Below are 19,928 nucleotides of genomic sequence, written 5' to 3' on the forward strand. Positions count from 1 at the left end.
ATTGAACGCCATGAGTCATAGACAAACGAGGCGGAACATGAAGGCGTCTTCGCACGGCCTTCATGTTCCGTCTTGTTGTTGTGACGCAGAGCGTCAATAGTCTTGCGGATAGTATCCCTGCTGCTTGTAGTCGCCTTGCTGGTAGTAGTTCTTCATGTCCTCGTAGCTATGCAGTAAAGGGCCGGAGAACGATACGCCAACCTCCTTGCCGTAGCTCCACACTACTGAATAGTAGTGGTCGTGCAGAAAAGCAGGCTTGTAGTATTCTTCCTTGACCTTGCCGTAGCTGCCGTAGCGCATGTCAGGGTCGTAGTCGCCTTGCAGTTGCAGACGCGCCCCACCCTGACTGATGTCCAGAAGCCTTGCGTAGTACTCTTCGCCGTTTATCTGGACGCTGCAATCATAGGCATAACCCTTCAGGTCAAGCCTCTGGTAGTTTCTGCGTTCTTGCATGGCTGTACCTCCAGCGTTGGTTGCGGTGCGCATCTGCCCACGGTCGCAGGCTTGCCGCGTCAAGGGCGTGCCTCGTTGCACGCAAGGGGAGGATGCAACTACCGTGCACGGCGCGCTTGCCGTGCCGGATGCGGTGCATTCCATAGAAAGTGTTTCATTTCGCATGGTTGTGAAGGCTGTGGGGGCGTGCTCGCTGAAGGATGCATAACTATCTGTTTTGCTATCAGAAAGTCGATGCGAGGCGTTGTATCGGCGAATGGCAAGGCCTGTGACCTGCCGGAAGTGTTGCCTTATCCGACAACCTGTTGCGTTTTCCGACATCGCCAGACGCCATCAGGCTATGCTGCGCCATGCCACGCCTGACCGGCGCCTGTCCGACGCCTGTCCCGTCATGGGCCCTTGCCGGACTCGTAAGGGGCCCATGGCAGACCCGACTCCGTGCCCGCTTCATGCCGATGGCGCGCGGCGTTTCGCCCCGCCGCACGTCGTGCATCTGCATGATGCCACCCGCGTTTACCGCCACCCTCAACGGTCTTGCCGACGCCACGCCACGTCTCGTGTGGGCTACCTGCGTCCCTATGCACGTGTCGCGGGCATTCGTCCCTCGCACGTCTGCGGGCGATGGCTATCGCACGGACATGGTGAGGCCGTGCGGCGGGTCGCGTCGGGGTGCGCGCCTGCCGCGCACGGTTGCACCCCGTACTTGTAAAGGACGCAATCGTGGATGTTTCAGGGCTTTTTCCCTGAACTGCCGTAGTTATTGAAGCTTTTATAATATGGAGTGCTACTTGCAAAAAATGCGTGAATAAACGCATACCAGTTCCGTCACTTCAGGAGGTTCTTATGCGAGTGGCACGTTTGGCAGCGGCTTTGGCTCTGGTTCTGGCATTGGCATCCATCGGCAACGCGGCGACGATGGAGATCTTCGTGCGTCCGGAAGGGGACGCCGTGGGGGGGCAGGAACGCTATGGATACGGTTCCCCCTGGTATCAACTCGACCGTGATGCCACGGCGAACCCCAACGCGGTCTATCACTGGTATTCTGATGGGAGCGGCGCGGCGCGGTGGACGTTCCTCCAGTTCGACCTCTCGGACCTTGCCGGCCTGGCTGACGCGGTGACCGGTGCGACGTTCAACTTCAATCTGCTGCCCGACGGCTGGGGAGAAGGCACACGCGGCAACCTCAATCACCTTTCCAATGCAGCCACGGCGAACGGACAGGCGACCCAGGGGCTTGGCGGCGACCAGCCTGTGGGCAGCGTGACGTCGGCCACGATCCTTGGCTGGAACCATTTCGACGTGACAGAGTACATCAAGGCCGACCTCGCGGCGGGGTTCTCATGGTCGGTGTTCTCGTTCAATCAGGTGGGCTATGCGGGGATGTTCTTCAGCAGCGGCGAGACCGAAGAGCGCTCGTACCTGCAGGTCACCTACAACGGCGGCACCGTCGACCCCAACCTGCCCACGCCCGAACCTTCTTCGGTGGTGCTGATGCTGCTTGGCGCGGCGGGTCTTCTCGCCATGCGTCGCAAGGGCGTCATGTAGCACGAGGCGTTGCCTCCATCGCATCCTACATCGTCTGACGGGGAAACAGGGGCGGTACACGCAGGTGTGCCGCCCCTTCCTGTCGCTGCCGTGCGGCAGTGAGCGGCTTTGGCGGAGGGTTCGCCCGCTTCGGCAGGGCAGTGTGCACCGTCGGGCCGAACTTGCACACGCAGGCTCGTCGCCCCTTCCTGTGGCTGCATGCAGCCAGTGGGCGGTGTGCGCGGAGGTTCGCCCGCTTCGGCAGGGGGCAGTGTGCATCGTCGGGCCACGTCCGGCACACTTCGTGTTCCGCCTTCTCCTCCGCTTCCGTGCAGGCAGCCAGCGAAGACCGTGGGCCGGTGCGATGCGGGGGCGCGCTGCACTCGCGCCCACTGTGGACGGCCCTCTGGATGTCTCCCCCGTCTGTCGGGAGCGAGAGGTGGCGCGTCGTGCCGGGCCCTCTCGCCACAAGCTGCGCATGTCGGGCGGCAGATGCGTCGCGTGCCCCGTGTGGTGTGTCGGCCCGGGTTCGGCCCCTGTGCGGCCCCTGTTCGACCTGAAGGCGGCCATGCGGGCGGCATCCCGGTTGTGGGCGCAGGCGTCGTTCCACCCCATAGCCACTCCCTCGGTGTGCCTCCGTGCCCCGCACACGAAGAGGCCGACCTCCACGTGGTGAAGGCCGGCCTGTTGTATCGTCAGGAACGAAGAGACAGGACTAGGCGGTGCGCCGTGCGCGCCGCATCATCATGCCCAGTCCGCCAAGACCCATCAGCATCAGCACTGCCGACGCCGGTTCGGGGGTGGGCAGGGCGGTGATGGAGAGCAGGGTCTGGTGGGTCGTGGTGACGCCCTCGCTGGTCAGCCAGCCCACGGCATCGGCCGGGAGGCCAAGCAGGGTGCGGTAGGCCAGCGGAATGGGCGAGAACGACTTGGTGAAGTCCATCACGTAGTCGATGCCGTAGAAGTGGAAGGTCTCCTGCGTGACTTCGGGGTTCATGAGCACGAACACGTCCTGCTGTGTGCTGCCGGTGTTCGGGGTCTCGAAGAACTTGAAGTCCAGCGTGGTGGAGAACACGGGCAGCGACGTCGCCCCCGGAAGCTGCGGGATGAGCTGCAGGATGGCGCGTGCCGTGCCACTTTGCAGGGTGATGCTGTCGCCGGCAATGGCCTTGTTGCTGTGAGACAGCACAAGTCCGTTCACGGCTGCGCCACCCGTGATCAGGGTACCGCCCACAGTGGGGGCGATGGAGATGGAACTGGTGGTGGCGCCGTTGTGGAAGACGTAGCCACTGCGGTTCGAGTATGTGTAGTCGCCCCACCGGAGGGTCGAGAAGCCGGGGGTGGTGACGGGGGCGGGCAGCATGACCCCGCCGTCGAAGAGGTAGGTGAGGCTCTTGCTGCCGATACCGGTGATGCCGTTGTTGGGGTCACCGGGGACGTTGGTGTCGTTGCGCGAGTTGGTCCACTCAACGAAGGCCCCGTCCACAGTGTATGTCCATGAGGGGACGACCGCCGCCGATGCCGCCGTCTGCAAGAGCAGCGGGAAGAGCAGCGTGAGTGCGATGAGTGCGAGGCGTTTCATGACGAGTCTCCTGTGTCTTGTAGCTGCTTGCAGGAGCCTTGGTGAAGGCTCCTGCAAGTGTGTGGTCGTATTCGGGGCGGTGTAAGGTTCTCCGACAGGGGTCGCTGCCGGGGGGGGCGGTGCGTTATGCCTGTGACCGGCGGCGCAGTCCGAAGAGGCCGAGCAGTCCGAGGCCCATCAGGATGATGGAGGTCGGTTCGGGGGTGGGCAGGGCGCGGATGCTGATCAGCGTATCGAAGGCGTTGTAGGCGTTCTCGGAGGTGATCCAGCCGACGGAACCGACGGGCAGGTTCAGCAGGGCGCGGTAGGTTTCGGGGATGAGGCCGAACGAGCCGCCGAAGCTGAACACGTAGTCGACGCCGTAGAAGTGGAAGGTCTCTTCGGTCACTTCGGGGTTCAGCAGTACGAACACGTCGCTCTCGGTGTTCACGTTGCCGTTGGGGGTCTCGAAGAACAGGAAGTCGAGCTTGGTCGAGAAGACGGGCAGCGGCGGGTTGCCGGAGGGGGCGAGCGTCAGCACCGAGCGCACGACGCCGGACTTAAGCTGGATGGAGCCGCTGAGGATGGGCTGGTTGTAGTGGTACAGTTCCATGCCAAGCGACGTGGGGCCGTCGGTGATCATGGTGCCACTGCGGGCGTTGATGCCGATGGAGCTGAGGTTGGCGCCGGGAATCTGGCTGTATACGGGGCCGGGGCCGCTCCATACGTAGTCGCCCCACGCGATATGGCGATAACCCTTGGCCGACGTGCCGGGAGGAACCGGAACACCGCCGTCGAGGTTGTAGAACAGTTCTTCAGGCTCGAAGCCGGTGATGCCCTGGGCAGGCGTGTCTAACGTGCCGCTTGTGCCCACGGTGGTCTTCCAGCTGACGAAGATGCCGTCAACGGTGTAGTCCCATGCGGGGATGGGGGCTGCCAGTGCGTTGACCACCATCAGGGCGGTCAGGACCACGGTACCGAGAAGGGAAGAGAGCAGACGCTTCATGGTTTTTCTCCTCATTTCATGAGGTTAAAAATTGCGTGAGCAAAGTTGCATGGTATTAAGCAATGACTGTTCCAACAGTGCTTTTAATATATATTCAAGTGTGTTGGATGATGTTTTGAGCCTTGATACCCCTCTCGGCACAGGCTGGCGTTGTCAACCTATCCGACAGATTCGGGGGGCGGCGCGGGTGACCGGGGCGAAAGCGGCGCGGGCCTTCCATTCGCGCTGATGAAGGGGGGGTGTTGCCTTTTCCGACAGGGTGCCGGAGAGCGTGCACGGGGACGCAGGAGGGGCCGCGGGTCTGGACACCACGTGAGAGGTGGGCGTCAGGTGAGAGGCAGGCTGAAGAAGGCGGGCGAAAGTGAAGGGGGGGGCGATGTGCCCCCCCGTGTCATTGCATGCGGCGTCTCCCGCGGCCATTCCCGTGGCGCCTCGCCTCGTGGCGTCCTGCGCCTTCCTGCGCCCTCCTGTGCAGTCCGGCGTTGTTTGGCACTGTCGGGGGCGTCCGGGGCCGACCTCGTTCCCGGTTGTCCGGGGCCTCTCCGCCTGACCGGGGCTTCTCGGCTGCCCCGTACTGCCCCGGTGTCCGCCTTGGTCGGGCTGTGGGGCCGTCCTGCGACGTCTTCGGCACATCCGCCTCATGCACCGCCTTCGAGGCCATCCGCCGTCACGCGCCTTCTCGCCCTCACTCGGCAGGCAGCAGGAAGTCCGACAGCGGACGACGGAACGTGCCATGCCGGATGGGTGCGGCGACACCGGCACGGAACATCATGACGGGCAGTCGTCCCTTGGGGTGGGGCAGCACCTGTTCGAGAAGCGTCCACGCCTCTTCCAGCAGGCGCTGATGTGCGGTGTCCAGCGTCTGCGGGTCGCCCATGGCGAGGCGCAGGTGCAGCAGGGGCAGGGCCGCCAGCGGTTGCATGGCATAGCCCATGTGTTCGAGGGCGCACCACGCCCGTTGCCACGCCATGCCCGCGCGGGCGATGTCCGTCTCCGTCTCGCCGTTGGCCAGCAGCAGCCCGATGCCGCCGCTTCGCAGCACGCCCATCGCCCCGTGCAGGGGCATGAGGCGCCCGAGGCCGAGGGCGTTGGCGATGCTCATGTTGCGCCACGGCCTCACGGCACGCAGGTACAGTTCACCGGCGAGTCCCGCTTCGAGGTTCGCCAGCGGCAGTCCGTCGCCGTATGGCCCGTTCCCGGCGTGGCTGTGATGCCCTGCCTGCCCGGTGTGCCCCTGTTGCCCGACCTCTCCCTGTTGCTCGGCCTGCCCGTCGAAGCGGATGAAGCGCATGAGGTGTTCATGCATGTCGCGCCGTTCGACGCGCACCCTGTCGGCGAGGTAGACGGCCCGCGCAAGGGTCTTGCGCTGCGCCGCGTCCGTCGCCCACAGGAGGGTGGCGTCCTGTTCCTCGCTGACGAGGTGCTCGATGCGCTCGCACACCTCCACGGGCAGGGGGCGCGCGGCGTACATGCGGCGGTTGGTGTGCCTGCGCCACAGGGCGGCGGTCATGATCTCGTGCGAGGGCACGCCCAGCGGCGTGCAGTGCAGCGAGGCCACACGGTCGGGCTTCGTGGCGTCGGGAAAGAGCGAGAGCGTGGCATCGAGTCCCGCGCTGCCCGAGGCGTAGACGGCGTTCTGCACCGCGGCCCCGCAGGCCAGCAGCGAGGCCACATGGCGGTAGTCGAAGAACGAGCCGTCGGCCTGCCTGTCGAGATGGATGTGCAGCCCCGTGGCATGGGGGACGAAGCGCCACGGCTGCACGTTGTCGCCGGAGGGTGCCTGCATGGCGGCGCGGGCCACGTAGTGCAGGGTCTCGAGCGGGATGTCCTGCCGCAGTGCCACCACGTCGGGTTCTGGCGGGGGCGGCGTGCCGGTGCGCGGCGCACCCATGAAGAACCGGCGGGCGATGGCGAGCTTCAGCCGTTGCAGCGGCGAGCGCAGTCCCTTGCGGAGCCTGCCCCGCACATGACGGCCCGTGAGCGGGTCGAACTGCCTGAAGTACGGCACGGGGCGTATGCCCCGGCGGTGCAGCAGGATGCGCACGGCTTCGGTGGCGGCCATGCCCGCACAGAGATGGCAGGCGATGTCCAGCGACGGCCCCCGCCTGTCGTGCAGGCTGACGAAGCGCCTGTCCATGTAGCCGAGGTGCGCCGGGCGCGGGGCCAGCCCCATGCCGAAGCGCAGGTAGCCCTCCATGGGGGGCGTGTCGTCGTCGATGCCGAAGTAGCTGTCGAAGTTCATGCCCCCCGGCATGAAGACGAGCAGGGCGCACGAATAGCCGAGCGGCCCGGCGGTTATGACCGGAATGCCCAGTTCGAGCGCGCGGTTGAAGAGCCTGCGGCGGATGTCGAGGGCGAAGAAGTCGATGCCGTCCACCAGCAGGTCGACATCCTTGAGGAAGGCGTCGATGGTCTCGGCGGCGACGCCCTCGGGGAAGGAGCGGATGTCGAGGAACGGGTTCACGCTGAGGGCGCGTTCGGTCATGACGTCGAGCTTGCCGCGCCCGAAGCTGGCGATGCTGGCCCCGTACTGCCGGTTGAGGTTCACCGGCGAATAGGCGTCGAAGTCGGCGAGGTTGAAGTTGCCGATGCCCGTGCGCGCCAGCGTCATCAGATGGATGCCTCCCACGCCGCCAAGCCCCGCGATGGCGACCCGCGAGCGCAAGAGTCTGCGTTGTCCCGCGTAGTCCACGAGGCCGAGGTTGCGGCTGAAGGCGATGTCGGTATAGGCGTCGCGCGTCTCGAGTTTGAGCATGTCCAGCGGTACGCCGCCGGGGGTCTCGGGGTGCACCGGGTTGGTCGAGAAGTGGTTGAACACCGCGCGGTGGTAGATGGTCTCGATGTGGTCGCGCTGGGGTTCGGCCAGATGGTCGAGCAGTTCGGGGCGCTGCTGCAACAGATAATAGGCGGTGTACGGTTCCAGTGGCCTGTCGCGGCGCACGGGGTTCTCGGAGGTCTCGGTCTCGTCGCTGTTCATGCGGGCGAAGAAGGCGAAGAGGTTGGTCTCGAAGTCCTCCTCGTCGCCGTACTTCTCCTGCAACTCGTCCATGGCCTCGTGCAGGTCGATGCGCAGGGCCACCGCCGGGGCGTCCACCGTGTCGTAGTGGCGCACCTCGCCGAAGGGTTTGAAAAGGAAGATGTCGGTGTAGAACTTCACATGCTTCGGGTTCACGGTGACGAGGATGTCGTCCACCTCCGACATCATGGAGTACTGGAACATGGCCTTGGCGAGAAAGACCATGAGGTTCGTCCACCGGCGGCTGTACTGCGTGGCAAGCGCGCCCACCTCCACCACGTTGCGCCCCTGGGCGCGCAGGGCGTCCACCTCGGGCTTGTAGAGGGTGTCCATGGGCAGGCCGAACAGCCCGGAGTCGGGGATGTGGGTCAGCGTGCACAGCACGTCGTGGTAGCTTTTGAAGATGAAGACCGAGGTGGCGGGCAGAATGCTCCAGACATTGTAATACATTCTTGATGGATGCGGCTTGAGATAGCCCGAGCGGATGTACTCTTCGTACACGAGGCGGAAGGCCCGTGTATACTCGTCGGGCGTTTCCGCGATCTTGATGGCGGGCCTGTCCAGCGCCCCCAGCTTGTTCTGCAGGAGCGAGGAACGCTTGATGCGGATGGTACGGCGCTTGTCGGCGATGGCGAGCATGGTGACCTCGCGGAGGATGCTTCACGGTTGGGCAGCGTACCGGGTGAAGCCAGTTTCGTGCCAGCAACGTCAAGTGCGAGGTTTTTCGACAGTAAGGTGTCGGAATGCCGACCTTCGATTTCTGTAACTAGCTGTTTTTGCTCAAGACGTTTTTTGGCATGAATGTGGCAAGTGCTGGCTTTATGAAGCGTCTTTAAGGTTTGTTGTCTCGAGTACGACCCAAGGCACATGCGAGACCTGCATCGAATGACCTGTACGGCCACTGGACGCGGATGGAGGTGCGGAGGTGAAGAATGTTGCAGTCGACACACAGGCTGGTGCACGTCTTGCCGATGTAGCACAATGCCTTGAATGCCAGCCGGGACATCTCGCTTCGGGCATTCTCAATTCATTTTTCGAATGCAATGCAGTACACGGCGATGCAACGACGTCTGAAAAGCGCAGGCTTGGCAGACGGGCGACGCACATTGCAGCCGTCACCTGCGCATGTGATGGCGAGAACGAGAGCAGGTGCACACCTGCCATCATCAGTAACATCTCCCTTTGCGGTGTGCGGGCCGAGGTACCGCATTCGTCATCCGGCTATGGTAGCATCATGCGCAAGGTCGGTGCATTCGAACTGATGTTCACGTTTCCTTCAGAAGACGAAGTGGTGACGTTCAAGTGCCGCATGAAGTATGTGCTCGACGGCGAGCGTACGGTGCTTGGCGGGGCCTTCGTAAGTCCTGATATCGTTTCGCTTCGTGCGCTGGTGCGCTTTCTGTTGTCACCGCAGGCCCGGCCCGAGTCGTCGCAAACGCCTTGTCGGACAGGCTTACAGGTGTCGGGTTTTCCGACAGGCACGGCCTAGGGGCCGCACGAAGCCCCCCATCCGTCCTTCATGTGCCGTTCGTGTATACAACCCGTCCGTGAAATCAGGACGCCCGTCCCGTTTATCATGCGTGTCCTGATAAGCCGGACGGTTCAGGGGGGCTGCAAGACTCTAGACATTCTGTAACGTGTCTTCTTTGCACGCGTGGACGCGCCGGGGCCGAAGCCTCTGCGTGTGGCACGGTATTGGCTCTATACGGGGGAACATCCGGCCCGAACAACGGAGGTTCCCGTGTGGAATAAGCTGTGCCTTTCCGTCTGCTGTGCGATTCTCGTTCTCACTGCCTCGTCATGCGGGGCGGACAAGTCATCGGACTTCCTCACCGAAGGGCGCAAGCTCATGGACGCGGGCAATGCCGCGGGTGCGGTGGTGCTGTTCCGCAATGCACTTGAGAAGACCCCCGCCGATTATACACTGCACCTTGAACTGGGCAGGGCCTATATCGCCCTTGGCAAGCTCGACCTCGCCGAGGGCGAACTGCAGAAGTGCCTGCGCCAGCAACCCGACGACCCGCCGCTGAACCTCGCCCTCGGCGAACTCTACGTGGCACGCAACGAACCGGCCAAGGCGCTGCCGCATCTGGCCCGCTACGAACAGGGCGCGGGCGAGACGGCCGTCTCGCGTGAACTGGCGGGGCTGGCCCATGCGCAGGCGCGGTCGCCGGAAGAGGCGCGCGCGGCCCTCGAACGCTCCATCGCCCTCGACGCCAAGCGCGTCACGCCACGTCTGGCGCTGGCGCGGCTGTTCCTCTACAGGGGCGACCTCAAGCGCGCCGTCGCCACCGTGGACGAGGCACTCGCCGTCGCCCCCGAAGACAGGTTGGCCCTCACGCTGCGTGGCGACCTGCTGCTGCGGCAGGGCGACGCGCCCGGTGCGTTGGTGGTGTTCCGCAAGGTCGCCAGCCTGGCCCCCGGCGACGACTATGCCCGCTACATGTCGGGCCTTCTGGCCCTGCAGACCGGCGACGAGGCCGGGGCCGCCGCCGTTGCGGCATCCATGAACAAGGACTTCAAGGACAACTCGCTGACCCTGATGCTGGACGGCGCCCTCGCCGCGCAACGCAAGGACTACACGCTTGCGGCGTCGCTGTTCCAGCGCAGCGTGGCCATGCGTCCAAGCCTCGAGGGCTACTACAAGCTTGGCATGGCCCTCTACGGCAAGGGCGACCTCGAGACGGCCCTCAGCCAGTTCAACCGCGTGCTCGAAGCCACACCGGAATACGATGCGGCCCGCCGCATGACCGTCACCATCCTGCTTGCGCAACGGCGAGTGGCCGAGGCACGGCAGGAGGCGCAGAAGCTCGTGGAGCGCAACCCCTCCGACGCCGCGGCGCACTTCATGCTGGCCTCGGCGCAGATGGCGGCGGGCGACAGGGCCGGGGCCGAACGCTCGTTCGAGGCGGGGCTTGCCCTGCAACCGGCCCATGTGCCCGCACTCCTGCAACTCAGCCGCCTGAAGCAGGCCGACGGACGGCCCGACGAGGCGCTTGAAGACCTCAAGGCCGCCGTTGTCGCCGCACCCGACGACCTCGCCGTGCGCAACGCCCTCTTCGCCTACCATCTGGGACGGGGCGACACGGGCAAGGGCGTCCAGGTCGTCCTCGAGGGCCTGCGCGGCACTCCGCAGGACGCCATCCTCTACACCATGCTGGTGCCCGTCTACGTCAACATGGGCGACGAGGCGAAGGGCCTCGACGCGGTGGCGCAGGCGCACAGGGCCGACCCCGACTTCCCCGACGCCTACCTTGCCGGGCTGCGCCTCCACGCCGGGGCCGGCAGGGCGGAACAGGCCCTTGCCGAGAGCGAGGCCTATCTCGCCCGCAAGCCCGATGCTCCGGGCTTCCTGCTGGCGTCGGGCGCCCTGCTCGACCTTCTTGGCAGGACGGCGGAGGCCGACGCCCGCTTCGACAAGGCGCTGGCCGCCAACGACCCCCGCGTCTCGTTCGCGGTGGCCGAACGCGCCGTGGCCTCGGGGCAGGACGAGAAGGCCCGCCGCGTTCTCGAAGAGGCCCTGCGGCAGCACGACCAGACGACCCTGCGCGACGCGCTCGCCATCCAGCTTGCGCGCATGGGCAAGCCCGACGACGCCCTCGCCCTCTATACCGCCATCGAGACGCAACGCCCTCGCGAGGCGCTGCTGGGCCGCTACCGGCTGCTGACGCACCTCGACCGGCATCAGGAGGCGGCGGACACGGCACGTGAACTGGGACGGCGTGAGAGCGCGTCGCCGCTGCCCGTCCTGCTCGAAGCCGCCGCGTTCGAGCGCATGGGGCAGCGCCCGCAGGGCGTGGCCCTGCTCGAGGCGGCCCACCGCAAGAGCGGCGACCCCGAACTGCTGCTGGCCATGGGCGGTATGCTCGAACGCAACGGCGACGAGGCCCGTGCCGAGACCTGCTACCGCGACGCCCTCAAGGCGCGGCCCGACCATGTGCCCACCCTGCTGGCCTACGCGGGGCTGGACATGCGCCGCAAGGAGTACGCCAAGGCCACGGCCCTCTACGAGAAGGCCGTGAGCATCGCCCCCGACGACGTGGTGGCGCTGAACAACCTCGCCATGGCCTACCTCGAGAAGGCCAGCCGTGATGCGACGCCGCAGAAGGCCCTGCGTCTGGCGTTGCAGGCGTACACCCGCGCTCCCGACAACCCCGCCGTGCTCGACACCCTCGGCGTGTGCATGATGGCCAACGGACGTGCCGACGACGCAGCGCGCGCCTTCGGTCGTGCCGTGGTCGCCGTGCCCGGCAACCCGTCGCTGCGCTACCGCCATGCCGAGGCGCTCTTCAAGGCGGGCCGCAAGGACATGGCGGCTGAAGAACTGCGCGCGGCCCTTCAGACGCCCGACTTCCCCGAGGCGGCCAAGGCACGCGACCTGTTGCGCAAGACCGGCAACTGACGAGGTGACCCATGTTCAGGCATCCCCTCCTCCATCTGCTCGGCGATTCACTGCGTGTGGCGCTGGCACTCGGCATCGTGGCCCTGTGGCCGCTGTCGGGTGAACTGGCCATGCCGCCCGTGACGGACATGCTGGTGCTGGCCGCCGTGCTGCTGGTCTGCGCCGCCGTGACCGACGTGCATGAGCAGCGGGCAGGGGGGACGATGCCGGGCATCGGCGGTACGGTACTGGCGGTGCTGGCGGCGTCGGTGCTGCTGGTGCCGCTGCACGCCGAGGCGGGGGTGCTGTCGCGGCATGAGCTGACGGCCATGTGGGTGCTGCTGTGGTTCGCCCTGTTGCGGGCGGGCAGCACCGTGGCCGCGTCGTTCTGGCGGTTGTTCCCCTCGCTGGCGCATGGCGTGCTGGTGCTTGGCGACGACGAGGGCATCCGCACGGCGGCGGGCCTTGCCGAGGCCAGCGAAAGCCGCTTCAGGGTGAAGACCACGGTGCGCTGGCACTCGGGCCGCCCGGTGGGCACGGGGTACCAGGCGCAGCCGTCATCCGAACGGGCGCAGCCGTCGTCCGACCGGGCGCAGCCGTCATCAGGACAGGCGCAGCCGTCATCCGAACGGGCGCAGCCGTCATCAGGACAGCAGGCGTCGTCCGACCGGGCGCAGTCATCATGCTATCAGGCGCAGCCGTCAGCAGGACAGGCCTGCCAGACCCATCTCCGTGCGCAGGGTCTCGGGCTGCCCCACGACCCGCACTGCGCCGATGTCACGGGCGTCGTGCCGGATGCGTCGCACCCCGTTCGCGGTGCCATTCCCGGTTCCGTCCCCGCCACCGGTTCATGTGGAGACGACGCCGAATGGCTGGCGAACCTCGCCCGCCGCGAGAAGGTGCGTACCATCGTGGTCAGCCTCGCGGAACGTCGCGGCAGCTTCCCGGTGGACGCGGTGATGCGCTGCCGTCTGCGCGGGGTGCGGGTGCTCGACGCCTCCACCTTCTACGAGATGGTCACGCGCAAGCTCAACGTCGAGCACATCACCCCCGGCTGGCTCATCTTCGCCCCCGGCTTCGGCGGCAGCAGGCTGTGCGATGCCGGACGCCGGGCGGCGGACATCGCCCTCGCGCTGGTGGCGTCCCTTCTCGTCGCGCCCTTCATCCCCTTCGTGGCCCTTGCCGTCAGGCTCGATTCGCCGGGCCCGGTGCTCTTCCGTCAGGTGCGGGTGGGGCGGGGCGGCAGGCCCTTCACCCTCTACAAGTTCAGGACCATGCGGCAGGACGCGGAGAAGGACACCGGCCCGGTCTGGGCGCGGGCCAACGACAGCCGCGTGACCCGCTTCGGGGCCTTCATGCGGCGCTGCCGCATCGACGAGTTGCCGCAACTCTTCAACGTGCTGCGCGGCGACATGGGCTTCATCGGCCCGCGGCCCGAGCGCCCCGAGTTCGTGGCTGAACTGTCGCGCGAGGTGCCCTTCTACGAACAGCGTCACGCCGTGCGTCCGGGACTCACCGGGTGGGCGCAGGTGCGCTTCCCCTACGGGGCGAGCAAGGCCGATGCACTGGAGAAACTGCGGTACGATCTCTACTACATCAAGAATCGTGCCTTCATGCTGGATATGGAGATCATTGCAAGGACGTTTTCCGTCGTACTTTCAGGATCGGGAGCAAGGTAGTGAAAAGATTCGCAGTCATCATGTCCCTTGTCATGGTGCTCATGGGCGCCTCGGTCGGCTACTGCTTCGACTACATCATCAACCACGGTGACGGCATCAGCGTCAACGTATGGGGCGAGAAGGAGCTTTCGGTGAAGGTCACGGTGCGCCCCGACGGCAGGATAACCCTGCCCGGCATCGGTGACATGGACGCCGCAGGCCAGACCGCCGAACAGCTTCAGGCCAAGATAACCACCCGTTACGCCGAACTCGTGCGCAACCCGGTGGTCACCGTCAGCGTGGACATGTCGCAGAACAACAGCGTCATCGTGCACGGCCCCGGCGTGAAACCCGGCATGGTGCCCATGGCGGGCCGCACCACGCTGTTGCAGCTGCTCACCCGCATCGCCCCCGAAGCCACCGCCGACCTCGACGGTGCGACCCTCACCCGCGAGGGCACGGTGCTGCGCACGGGCTTCCGCGACCTCTACGAACGCGGCGCCATCGCCGACGACGTCGAACTCAAGCCCGGCGACCGGGTGTTCATCCCCTTCCGCGCCAAGTGGTCGGTCTATGTGGTGGGCGCGGTCAACGAACCCATGACCCTGACCTACCACGAGGGCATGACCCTGATGGAGGCGCTGCTGGCAGCCAAGGGCTTCACCCGCTTCGCCGACCGCAACAAGACGGAAGTGGTGCGCGAACGCGACGGACGGCAGGAGGTCGTGGTGGTGCGCGCGGGCGACCTCATCGACAAGGGCGACCTCACCCAGAACGTGCCGTTGCAGGCTGGCGACTACGTCATCGCCAAGAAGGGGCTGTTCTAGATGCGACCCGGAGGACGTGAACCCCAGCAGGCGCCGGGCCGCGAGTCCGGCAGCCTCGATGTCAGGCGTTACCTCGTGCTGCTGCGCGAGAGCATCGTGACCTTCTGCGCCATCGCCGTGGGGGTGACCCTGCTCGGTGTGGCGGTCAGCTATGTGTTGCCCAAACGCTACGAGGCGCACTCCTCCGTGTCGGTCGAGCAGAACGTGGTCAACGAACTGGTGAAGGGCATCGCCATCACCCCGTCGCTTGAAGCGAAACTGCGCATCCTCAAGGTGTCCATCCTGAGTCGCAAGATGCTGCTCGCCGTCATCCGCGACCTCGACATGGACCTCGGCAGGCAGGGCGAACAGCTTGAGATACTCATCGAGAACACGCGCAAGAACGTCGAGATCAGCTACGAGGAGAAGAAGGGTCTCTTCTACATCCGCTACCGCGACGCGTCGCCGGAACGGGCGCGTGACTTCGTCAACGCGCTCACCCGGCGCTACATCGAGGAGAGTACGGCCTCGAAGCGCGAAGAGTCGTACGAGGCCACGCGCTTCCTCTCCGACCAGATAGAGGTGTTCCAGAAGCGCATCGAGGCCGCGCAGAAGGCCATCGACGCCTTCAAGTCCGAGAAGGGCATGATCCTCAGCATGAACGAGAGCATCCTGCGCGAGGAGATCAAGGAGACGGAACACCGCCTCGAAGAGACGCGCATCCGCAAGAACGAGCGGCTGGCCCAGCTCGGCATCCTCGAGAAGGGGACGGGCGGCGGGCGGCTTGCCGAGAAGGAGGCGGCCTACAAGGCGCTTCTGGGAACCTACACCGCGCAGCACCCCGACGTGGTGCGCGCCAAGGCCGAACTCGACGCCCTGCGCGCCAGCGGGGGCGGGGGCGGCGGGCGCAAGGGCGGCGTCGACTACCAGCGCATCAAGGTCGAACTCGAATCGCTGAACGAGATAGAGCGCATCCAGCAAGAGCTCATCGAGAAGGACAAGCGCCTGTTGCAGGAACTGCCCGCAGTGCAGACCGAACTGCAGGCCCTGCAACAGGCCCGCAAGAACGAGACGCTCATCTACGAACAGCTGGTGACGCGCTACGGGCAGTCCGAAGTCTCGAAGCAGATGGAATTGCAGGACAAGGCCGTGAGCCTTCGCATCATCGACCCCGCCATCCTGCCCATACGGCCGAGCACCCCCAACAGGCCGCTCATCATGCTGGCGGGGCTGCTGCTTGGCGGGGCCATCGGCGCGGGGTGGGTCATCCTCTCCGACCAGCTGTTCCGCAAGCTGCGCTCGGTGGAGGACCTCACCGCCATGGGGGTCGTGGTGCTCGGCGCGTTGCCCCGCATCGCCTCGCCCGACGACGCGCGCATCGGGCGGCACAGGCAGGTCGCCCTTGCCATGTCGGTGACGGTGGCCCTGTTCGTGGTGGGGCTGGCAGCCGCGGAATACAGCGGTTTCGAGGCGTTCGACGGCGTGTTCGCCCGTGTGCGCAACATCGTCTCCAACTGGTTGTGAGGAGAAGGCCATGAGCAGAATCGAAGAGGCACTGGCACGGGCCGCCCGTGAGCGCGAGGCCGCAGACACCCTTCCCGGTGCGCCGGGTGCACAGGGCAAGGGCGGTGCCGGTGCTGCGCCTGAACAGCCCGTGGCCATGCCACGCGGTGTAGAGGCTGCCGTGGCCCGTGCCGACGACGCGCATGGCGGCCCCGCGCTTCAGGTCTCGCCGCCCGTGACACCCGCCGTGACACCCGCCGTGACAATGGGCGCGACGCCATCAGTGGCATCGGGCCCCCTGCATCGCGACACCGCACCGGGCGTCGTACCGGGAACCGCATCCGGTATCGCCCGTGGCAACAACGGCTACCGGGCCGTCGGCGCGGAGGGCAGGGCGGCGTATGCCGACTCGAAGCCCCGTCAGGTGACGCTCGACCAGAAGCTCATCGCCGCCTCGGGCTTCGACGACCCCATGAGCGAGGAATACCGCAAGATCAAGGGTCGGCTGGTGTCGCTGGCGCGGCAGAAGGGCATGAACCTGTTCATGGTCACGAGTTCCGTCATGGGCGAGGGCAAGACGCTGGTCTCCGCCAATCTCGCCATCAGCCTCGCGCAGGAATACGACAACACCGTCCTCTACATCGACGCCGACCTGCGCGCCCCCTGCGCCCACGGTCTCTTCGGGGTGGAGGCCTCGCCCGGCCTCTCCGACTGCCTCATGGACGGCATCCCCCTGCACGAGGCCCTCGTGCCCACGGGAGTGGGGCGGCTGTCGTTCCTGCCCGCGGGGCGGCAACTGCCCAACCCCGGCGAGTTGTTCGCCTCGTCGCTCATGCGCGACATGCTGCACGAGATGAAGCGCCGCTACGCCGACCGCTACGTCATCATCGACACCGCCCCGGCGCTGCCCTTCGCGGAGACGCGGGTACTCGGCCGCATGGTGGACGGCGTGCTGCTGGTGGCGCGCGAGAACATCGCCACGCTGAACGGCATCTCCAAGACACTCGAGGCCCTCGAAGGCTCGAACCTCATGGGCGTCATCTACAACGACGCCAGCCACCCCGCGTGGCCCAGTTTTCCCGGCTATGGCGACAGATACGGCACCAACCGCTACGCCTACGGTGCCCATCGCACCGGGCAGGGCCAGTGACGGAGGGCACGGTGTACACGGCATTCTTCGGCTTTCGGGTGAAGCCCTTCGACCTGCTTCCCAACCCCGACTTCCTGTACCCGAGTCGCGCCTACCGCAAGGCCTCGGCGTATCTGGAATACGGGGTGCGCGACCGTGCGGGCTTCATCCTGATCACCGGGGAGGTGGGCGCGGGCAAGACCACGCTCATCCGCAGCCTGCTCAAGCGCAGCCTCGGCGACGTGCTCATCTCCAAGGTCTTCAACACCAGCGTCGATGCCGAACAGCTGGTGGCCATGATCAACGACGACTTCGGCCTCGAGACCGACGGCAGGGACAAGGTCGCCATGCTGCGCGACCTCAACACCTTCCTCATCGAACAGTACGCCGAACGGCGGCGGCCCGTGCTCATCATCGACGAGGCCCAGAACCTCACCCCCGAGGTGCTCGAAGAGGTGCGGATGCTCTCCAACCTCGAAACGGACAACGCCAAGCTGTTGCAGATCATCCTCGTGGGACAGCCCGAACTGCGCGAGCGCATCCGTTCGCCGCAGCTGCTGCAACTGCGCCAGCGCATCCTCGTGCAGTGCCACCTCGAGCCGCTCACCCGCGAAGAGGTCGAGGAGTACGTCCTCTACAGGCTCGAACGCGCGGGCAACCGCGACGCCCTGCACTGGGAGGAGGGCGTGATGGCGGAGATGCACAGGGCCACGCGGGGCATCCCCCGGCTGGTGAACATCCTCGGCAGCTACGTGCTGCTCGACGCCTACGCGGCGGGACGGCGCAGCATCTCGCTGCCCGAGATGCTCGACCTGTTGCACTCCATGGATTTCGACCACCAGTTCTGGCCCACCGGGACGGAGACTGAAGGCGAGGCTGGCGACGAGACGTCGCCCGCCGTGACAGGGGCCAGCGCGATGACGGTGACGGGCGCAGCCGGGGGCAACGGCAGCCACGCGGCGGCAGCCGGAGCGCCTGTCGATATGACCCCCGCCCCCGTAGGCACTGCCGCGCAAGTCCCTGCGGGCGTCGCCCAGACAATGACGCAGACGCAGGCGCAGGCGACCCCGGCGATGCTCTCGCTGCTGCAAGGGCTCTCGCGCCGTGTGGGCGAGCTCGAACAGGCCCACGCCCGCATGGGCGAGAACGCCTACTTCGACATGCTCGAACGCCAGAACGAGCTCGAGCAGGTGCTCACGCGCATGGCGGAGAGGGTGGACAGGCTGCACTTCGCACAGGCGCAGCGACAGGTGCAGGTGCGACAGGAACAGGCCGCGCAGGAACGTCTGGCGGCAGAACGGGCCGGCAACCAGCGGGGCGGATGGCTGAGACGCTGGTTCGTGGGCGGCTAGCGGACGGAGACGGCACGAGGCGGCAGGAGACGGCGAAGGAACGGGCGACACGGTGCGCTGGCGGAGAGACCCTCGCAAGGGCCTTCGGGCTGGCATCCGGCGGAGACGGCCTCAGGGCCACCGGGCACGCACCACCGCAAGGCGCGGCGACAACGGCATCGAACAGGAGCGAAAGCATGACGGCACGGCGTTCGGCATTCCACGGGCACATGATGACGTGTCTTGCGGCACTGGGGGCTGCGGGTCTTCTGGCGTGCGCGGCGGGTAGCGCCGTGGCGGAAGAGACCTTCGAGGCGTCGTTCGGCCTTGGCGGCGAATACAACGACAACGTCACCGAACGCCGCAACGGCCCCGACGACTTCGTCTCGCACGTCAAGCCCGAACTCCGCTACAAGTACGATGCCGAGCGCGTGGCCGCGTCCATCAGGTACAAGGGCGACTACGCCTTCTACATGCAGGGCGAGTCCCCCGACGACTACAGCCATACCCTCGAGGCCAAGGCCCTGCTCGAACTGGCCGAAGAGCGTTTCTTCCTCGACATCTCCGAGAACCTGCGCCCCGTCTACCGTCAGGCCTCGCGCGGCGACCTCATCGAGGGCGACACCCGGCGCGACCAGACCGACCAGAACACCTTCGCCGTGTCGCCGTATCTCGTGTTCGGGTCGGGCGAGCGCGTCAGCCTGAAGACGGGCTACCGCTTCACCGACATCCGCTACGCCGACGAGACCGAACCCGGCAGCGGTTCGCGCACCTTCCTTCCGGGATGGAGCAGCGGCGAGACCTCGCTCAACCGCAACGTGAAGCAGCAGCACGACATCTTCGCCGACGGCGAATACGAGATGACCGAACGGGTGGCGCTGCTCACCGGCTACCAGATTTCGCGGCAGGAGTCGGAAGAGCAGCAGGACTTCACCCGGCACCGCCCCTATGTCGGCTTCCGCTACGAGTACATGCAGGACAGCACCCTCAAGTTGCGGTGCGGCCCCATGCTGACAGAGACCGACGACGGCGAGAGTTCGACCCGGTTCTACTACAGCGCCGACGTCGCCCACGCCCTCGGCAGGCACAAGCTCACCTTCCGCAGCGAGCGCGACTACACCGAAGACCCGCAAAGCGGCAGGAGCATCCTGCGCCAGATGAACACCGCGGGCATCCTCTTCGACTTCGACCGTTCGCGGCTGACCACCTCGATGGGCTACTCCGAGTACGACTCCACGCTGGAAGGCGGCGGCAACAAGTTCTGGCGCCCCGGCGTGAACTACTCCTACGACCTGACGGAACGCCTGAAAGCCAGCGCAGGCGCCACCGCCGAACTCGATGCCGGGTCGGATTCGGCGACCACGTCCGACCGCGTCTACCTCAACACCGGGCTCAACTACGAGCTCAGCGAGTCGTCGTGGCTCGCGCTGACCTACAGGTACAAGGCGGTGGACTCCAGCGACTCCGCCTCGTCCTTCAACGTCAACAGGGTCATGCTGGAATGGGGAATGACCTTCTGACGACGGCATGAACGCAAGGCCTACGGGCCACAAGCCTCTT

At 66.0% G+C, this 19,928-nt stretch carries 13 protein-coding genes; 9 read left to right on the forward strand and 4 right to left on the reverse strand.

The window, feature by feature from the left end; translation table 11 throughout:
- Window positions 1-93 precede the first annotated feature (93 nt).
- A complete protein-coding gene (locus tag DVU_RS16025) occupies window positions 94-453 on the reverse strand; it encodes a PilZ domain-containing protein (protein WP_011787317.1) in 360 nt (119 codons plus the stop codon).
- A gap of 843 nt (window positions 454-1,296) precedes the next feature.
- Between DVU_RS16025 and DVU_RS16030 the strand changes: the two genes are divergently transcribed.
- Window positions 1,297-1,998, forward strand: a complete 702-nt coding sequence (locus DVU_RS16030; protein WP_011176608.1) for a PEP-CTERM sorting domain-containing protein — start codon at window positions 1,297-1,299, stop codon at window positions 1,996-1,998.
- Window positions 1,999-2,692: 694 nt separating this feature from the next.
- On the opposite strand, the gene DVU_RS16035 is transcribed toward DVU_RS16030, so the two are convergent.
- The 3 genes from DVU_RS16035 to DVU_RS16045 form a co-directional block, all read right to left on the reverse strand.
- The gene (locus DVU_RS16035) at window positions 2,693-3,559 is read right to left on the reverse strand and encodes a THxN family PEP-CTERM protein (RefSeq protein WP_011176609.1); all 867 of its coding nucleotides are present in this window, start codon (window positions 3,557-3,559) and stop codon (window positions 2,693-2,695) included.
- A gap of 124 nt (window positions 3,560-3,683) precedes the next feature.
- Window positions 3,684-4,544 (reverse strand): THxN family PEP-CTERM protein, encoded by an 861-nt coding sequence (locus DVU_RS16040; protein ID WP_011176610.1) that lies wholly within the window; start codon window positions 4,542-4,544, stop codon window positions 3,684-3,686.
- 685 nt (window positions 4,545-5,229) lie between these two features.
- Window positions 5,230-8,199, reverse strand: a complete 2,970-nt coding sequence (locus DVU_RS16045; protein WP_011176612.1) for a ThiF family adenylyltransferase — start codon at window positions 8,197-8,199, stop codon at window positions 5,230-5,232.
- A 286-nt stretch (window positions 8,200-8,485) separates the two neighbouring features.
- On the opposite strand from DVU_RS16045, the gene DVU_RS16050 reads away from it, so the two are divergent.
- The 8 genes from DVU_RS16050 (at window position 8,486) to DVU_RS16085 (ending at window position 19,888) form a co-directional block, all read left to right on the forward strand.
- Window positions 8,486-9,049, forward strand: a complete 564-nt coding sequence (locus DVU_RS16050) for a hypothetical protein (protein ID WP_014524657.1) — start codon at window positions 8,486-8,488, stop codon at window positions 9,047-9,049.
- Between the two features lie 252 nt (window positions 9,050-9,301).
- Complete coding sequence (locus DVU_RS16055) at window positions 9,302-11,962, forward strand: tetratricopeptide repeat protein (protein WP_014524658.1); 2,661 nt, start codon at window positions 9,302-9,304, stop codon at window positions 11,960-11,962.
- An 11-nt stretch (window positions 11,963-11,973) separates the two neighbouring features.
- A complete protein-coding gene (locus DVU_RS16060; protein ID WP_014524659.1) occupies window positions 11,974-13,620 on the forward strand; it encodes a TIGR03013 family XrtA/PEP-CTERM system glycosyltransferase in 1,647 nt (548 codons plus the stop codon).
- Window positions 13,620-14,426 (forward strand): polysaccharide export protein, encoded by an 807-nt coding sequence (locus DVU_RS16065; RefSeq protein ID WP_011176616.1) that lies wholly within the window; start codon window positions 13,620-13,622, stop codon window positions 14,424-14,426. Before DVU_RS16060 ends, DVU_RS16065 begins: the two co-directional genes overlap by 1 nt.
- The gene (locus tag DVU_RS16070) at window positions 14,427-15,929 is read left to right on the forward strand and encodes an XrtA system polysaccharide chain length determinant (protein WP_011176617.1); all 1,503 of its coding nucleotides are present in this window, start codon (window positions 14,427-14,429) and stop codon (window positions 15,927-15,929) included. It abuts the gene before it with no gap.
- A gap of 10 nt (window positions 15,930-15,939) precedes the next feature.
- Complete coding sequence (locus DVU_RS16075; RefSeq protein ID WP_011176618.1) at window positions 15,940-17,058, forward strand: XrtA-associated tyrosine autokinase; 1,119 nt, start codon at window positions 15,940-15,942, stop codon at window positions 17,056-17,058.
- A gap of 11 nt (window positions 17,059-17,069) precedes the next feature.
- Complete coding sequence (locus DVU_RS16080; protein WP_011176619.1) at window positions 17,070-18,389, forward strand: XrtA/PEP-CTERM system-associated ATPase; 1,320 nt, start codon at window positions 17,070-17,072, stop codon at window positions 18,387-18,389.
- A complete protein-coding gene (locus tag DVU_RS16085) occupies window positions 18,359-19,888 on the forward strand; it encodes a TIGR03016 family PEP-CTERM system-associated outer membrane protein (protein WP_223294692.1) in 1,530 nt (509 codons plus the stop codon). The genes DVU_RS16080 and DVU_RS16085 overlap by 31 nt, the downstream gene beginning before the upstream one ends.
- Window positions 19,889-19,928: the final 40 nt, after the last annotated feature.

It is taken from the genome of Nitratidesulfovibrio vulgaris str. Hildenborough, assembly GCF_000195755.1.
GTDB lineage: Bacteria > Desulfobacterota > Desulfovibrionia > Desulfovibrionales > Desulfovibrionaceae > Nitratidesulfovibrio > Nitratidesulfovibrio vulgaris.

What these genes read in the sequence shown, in the direction of transcription:
- DVU_RS16025 (WP_011787317.1), bottom strand. Translation starts at nt 453, where the DNA reads ATGCAAGAACGCAGAAACTACCAGAGGCTTGACCTGAAGGGTTATGCC.
- DVU_RS16030 (WP_011176608.1), top strand. Translation starts at nt 1,297, where the DNA reads ATGCGAGTGGCACGTTTGGCAGCGGCTTTGGCTCTGGTTCTGGCATTG.
- DVU_RS16035 (WP_011176609.1), bottom strand. Translation starts at nt 3,559, where the DNA reads ATGAAACGCCTCGCACTCATCGCACTCACGCTGCTCTTCCCGCTGCTC.
- DVU_RS16040 (WP_011176610.1), bottom strand. Translation starts at nt 4,544, where the DNA reads ATGAAGCGTCTGCTCTCTTCCCTTCTCGGTACCGTGGTCCTGACCGCC.
- DVU_RS16045 (WP_011176612.1), bottom strand. Translation starts at nt 8,199, where the DNA reads ATGCTCGCCATCGCCGACAAGCGCCGTACCATCCGCATCAAGCGTTCC.
- DVU_RS16060 (WP_014524659.1), top strand. Translation starts at nt 11,974, where the DNA reads ATGTTCAGGCATCCCCTCCTCCATCTGCTCGGCGATTCACTGCGTGTG.
- DVU_RS16070 (WP_011176617.1), top strand. Translation starts at nt 14,427, where the DNA reads ATGCGACCCGGAGGACGTGAACCCCAGCAGGCGCCGGGCCGCGAGTCC.
- DVU_RS16075 (WP_011176618.1), top strand. Translation starts at nt 15,940, where the DNA reads ATGAGCAGAATCGAAGAGGCACTGGCACGGGCCGCCCGTGAGCGCGAG.
- DVU_RS16085 (WP_223294692.1), top strand. Translation starts at nt 18,359, where the DNA reads ATGGCTGAGACGCTGGTTCGTGGGCGGCTAGCGGACGGAGACGGCACG.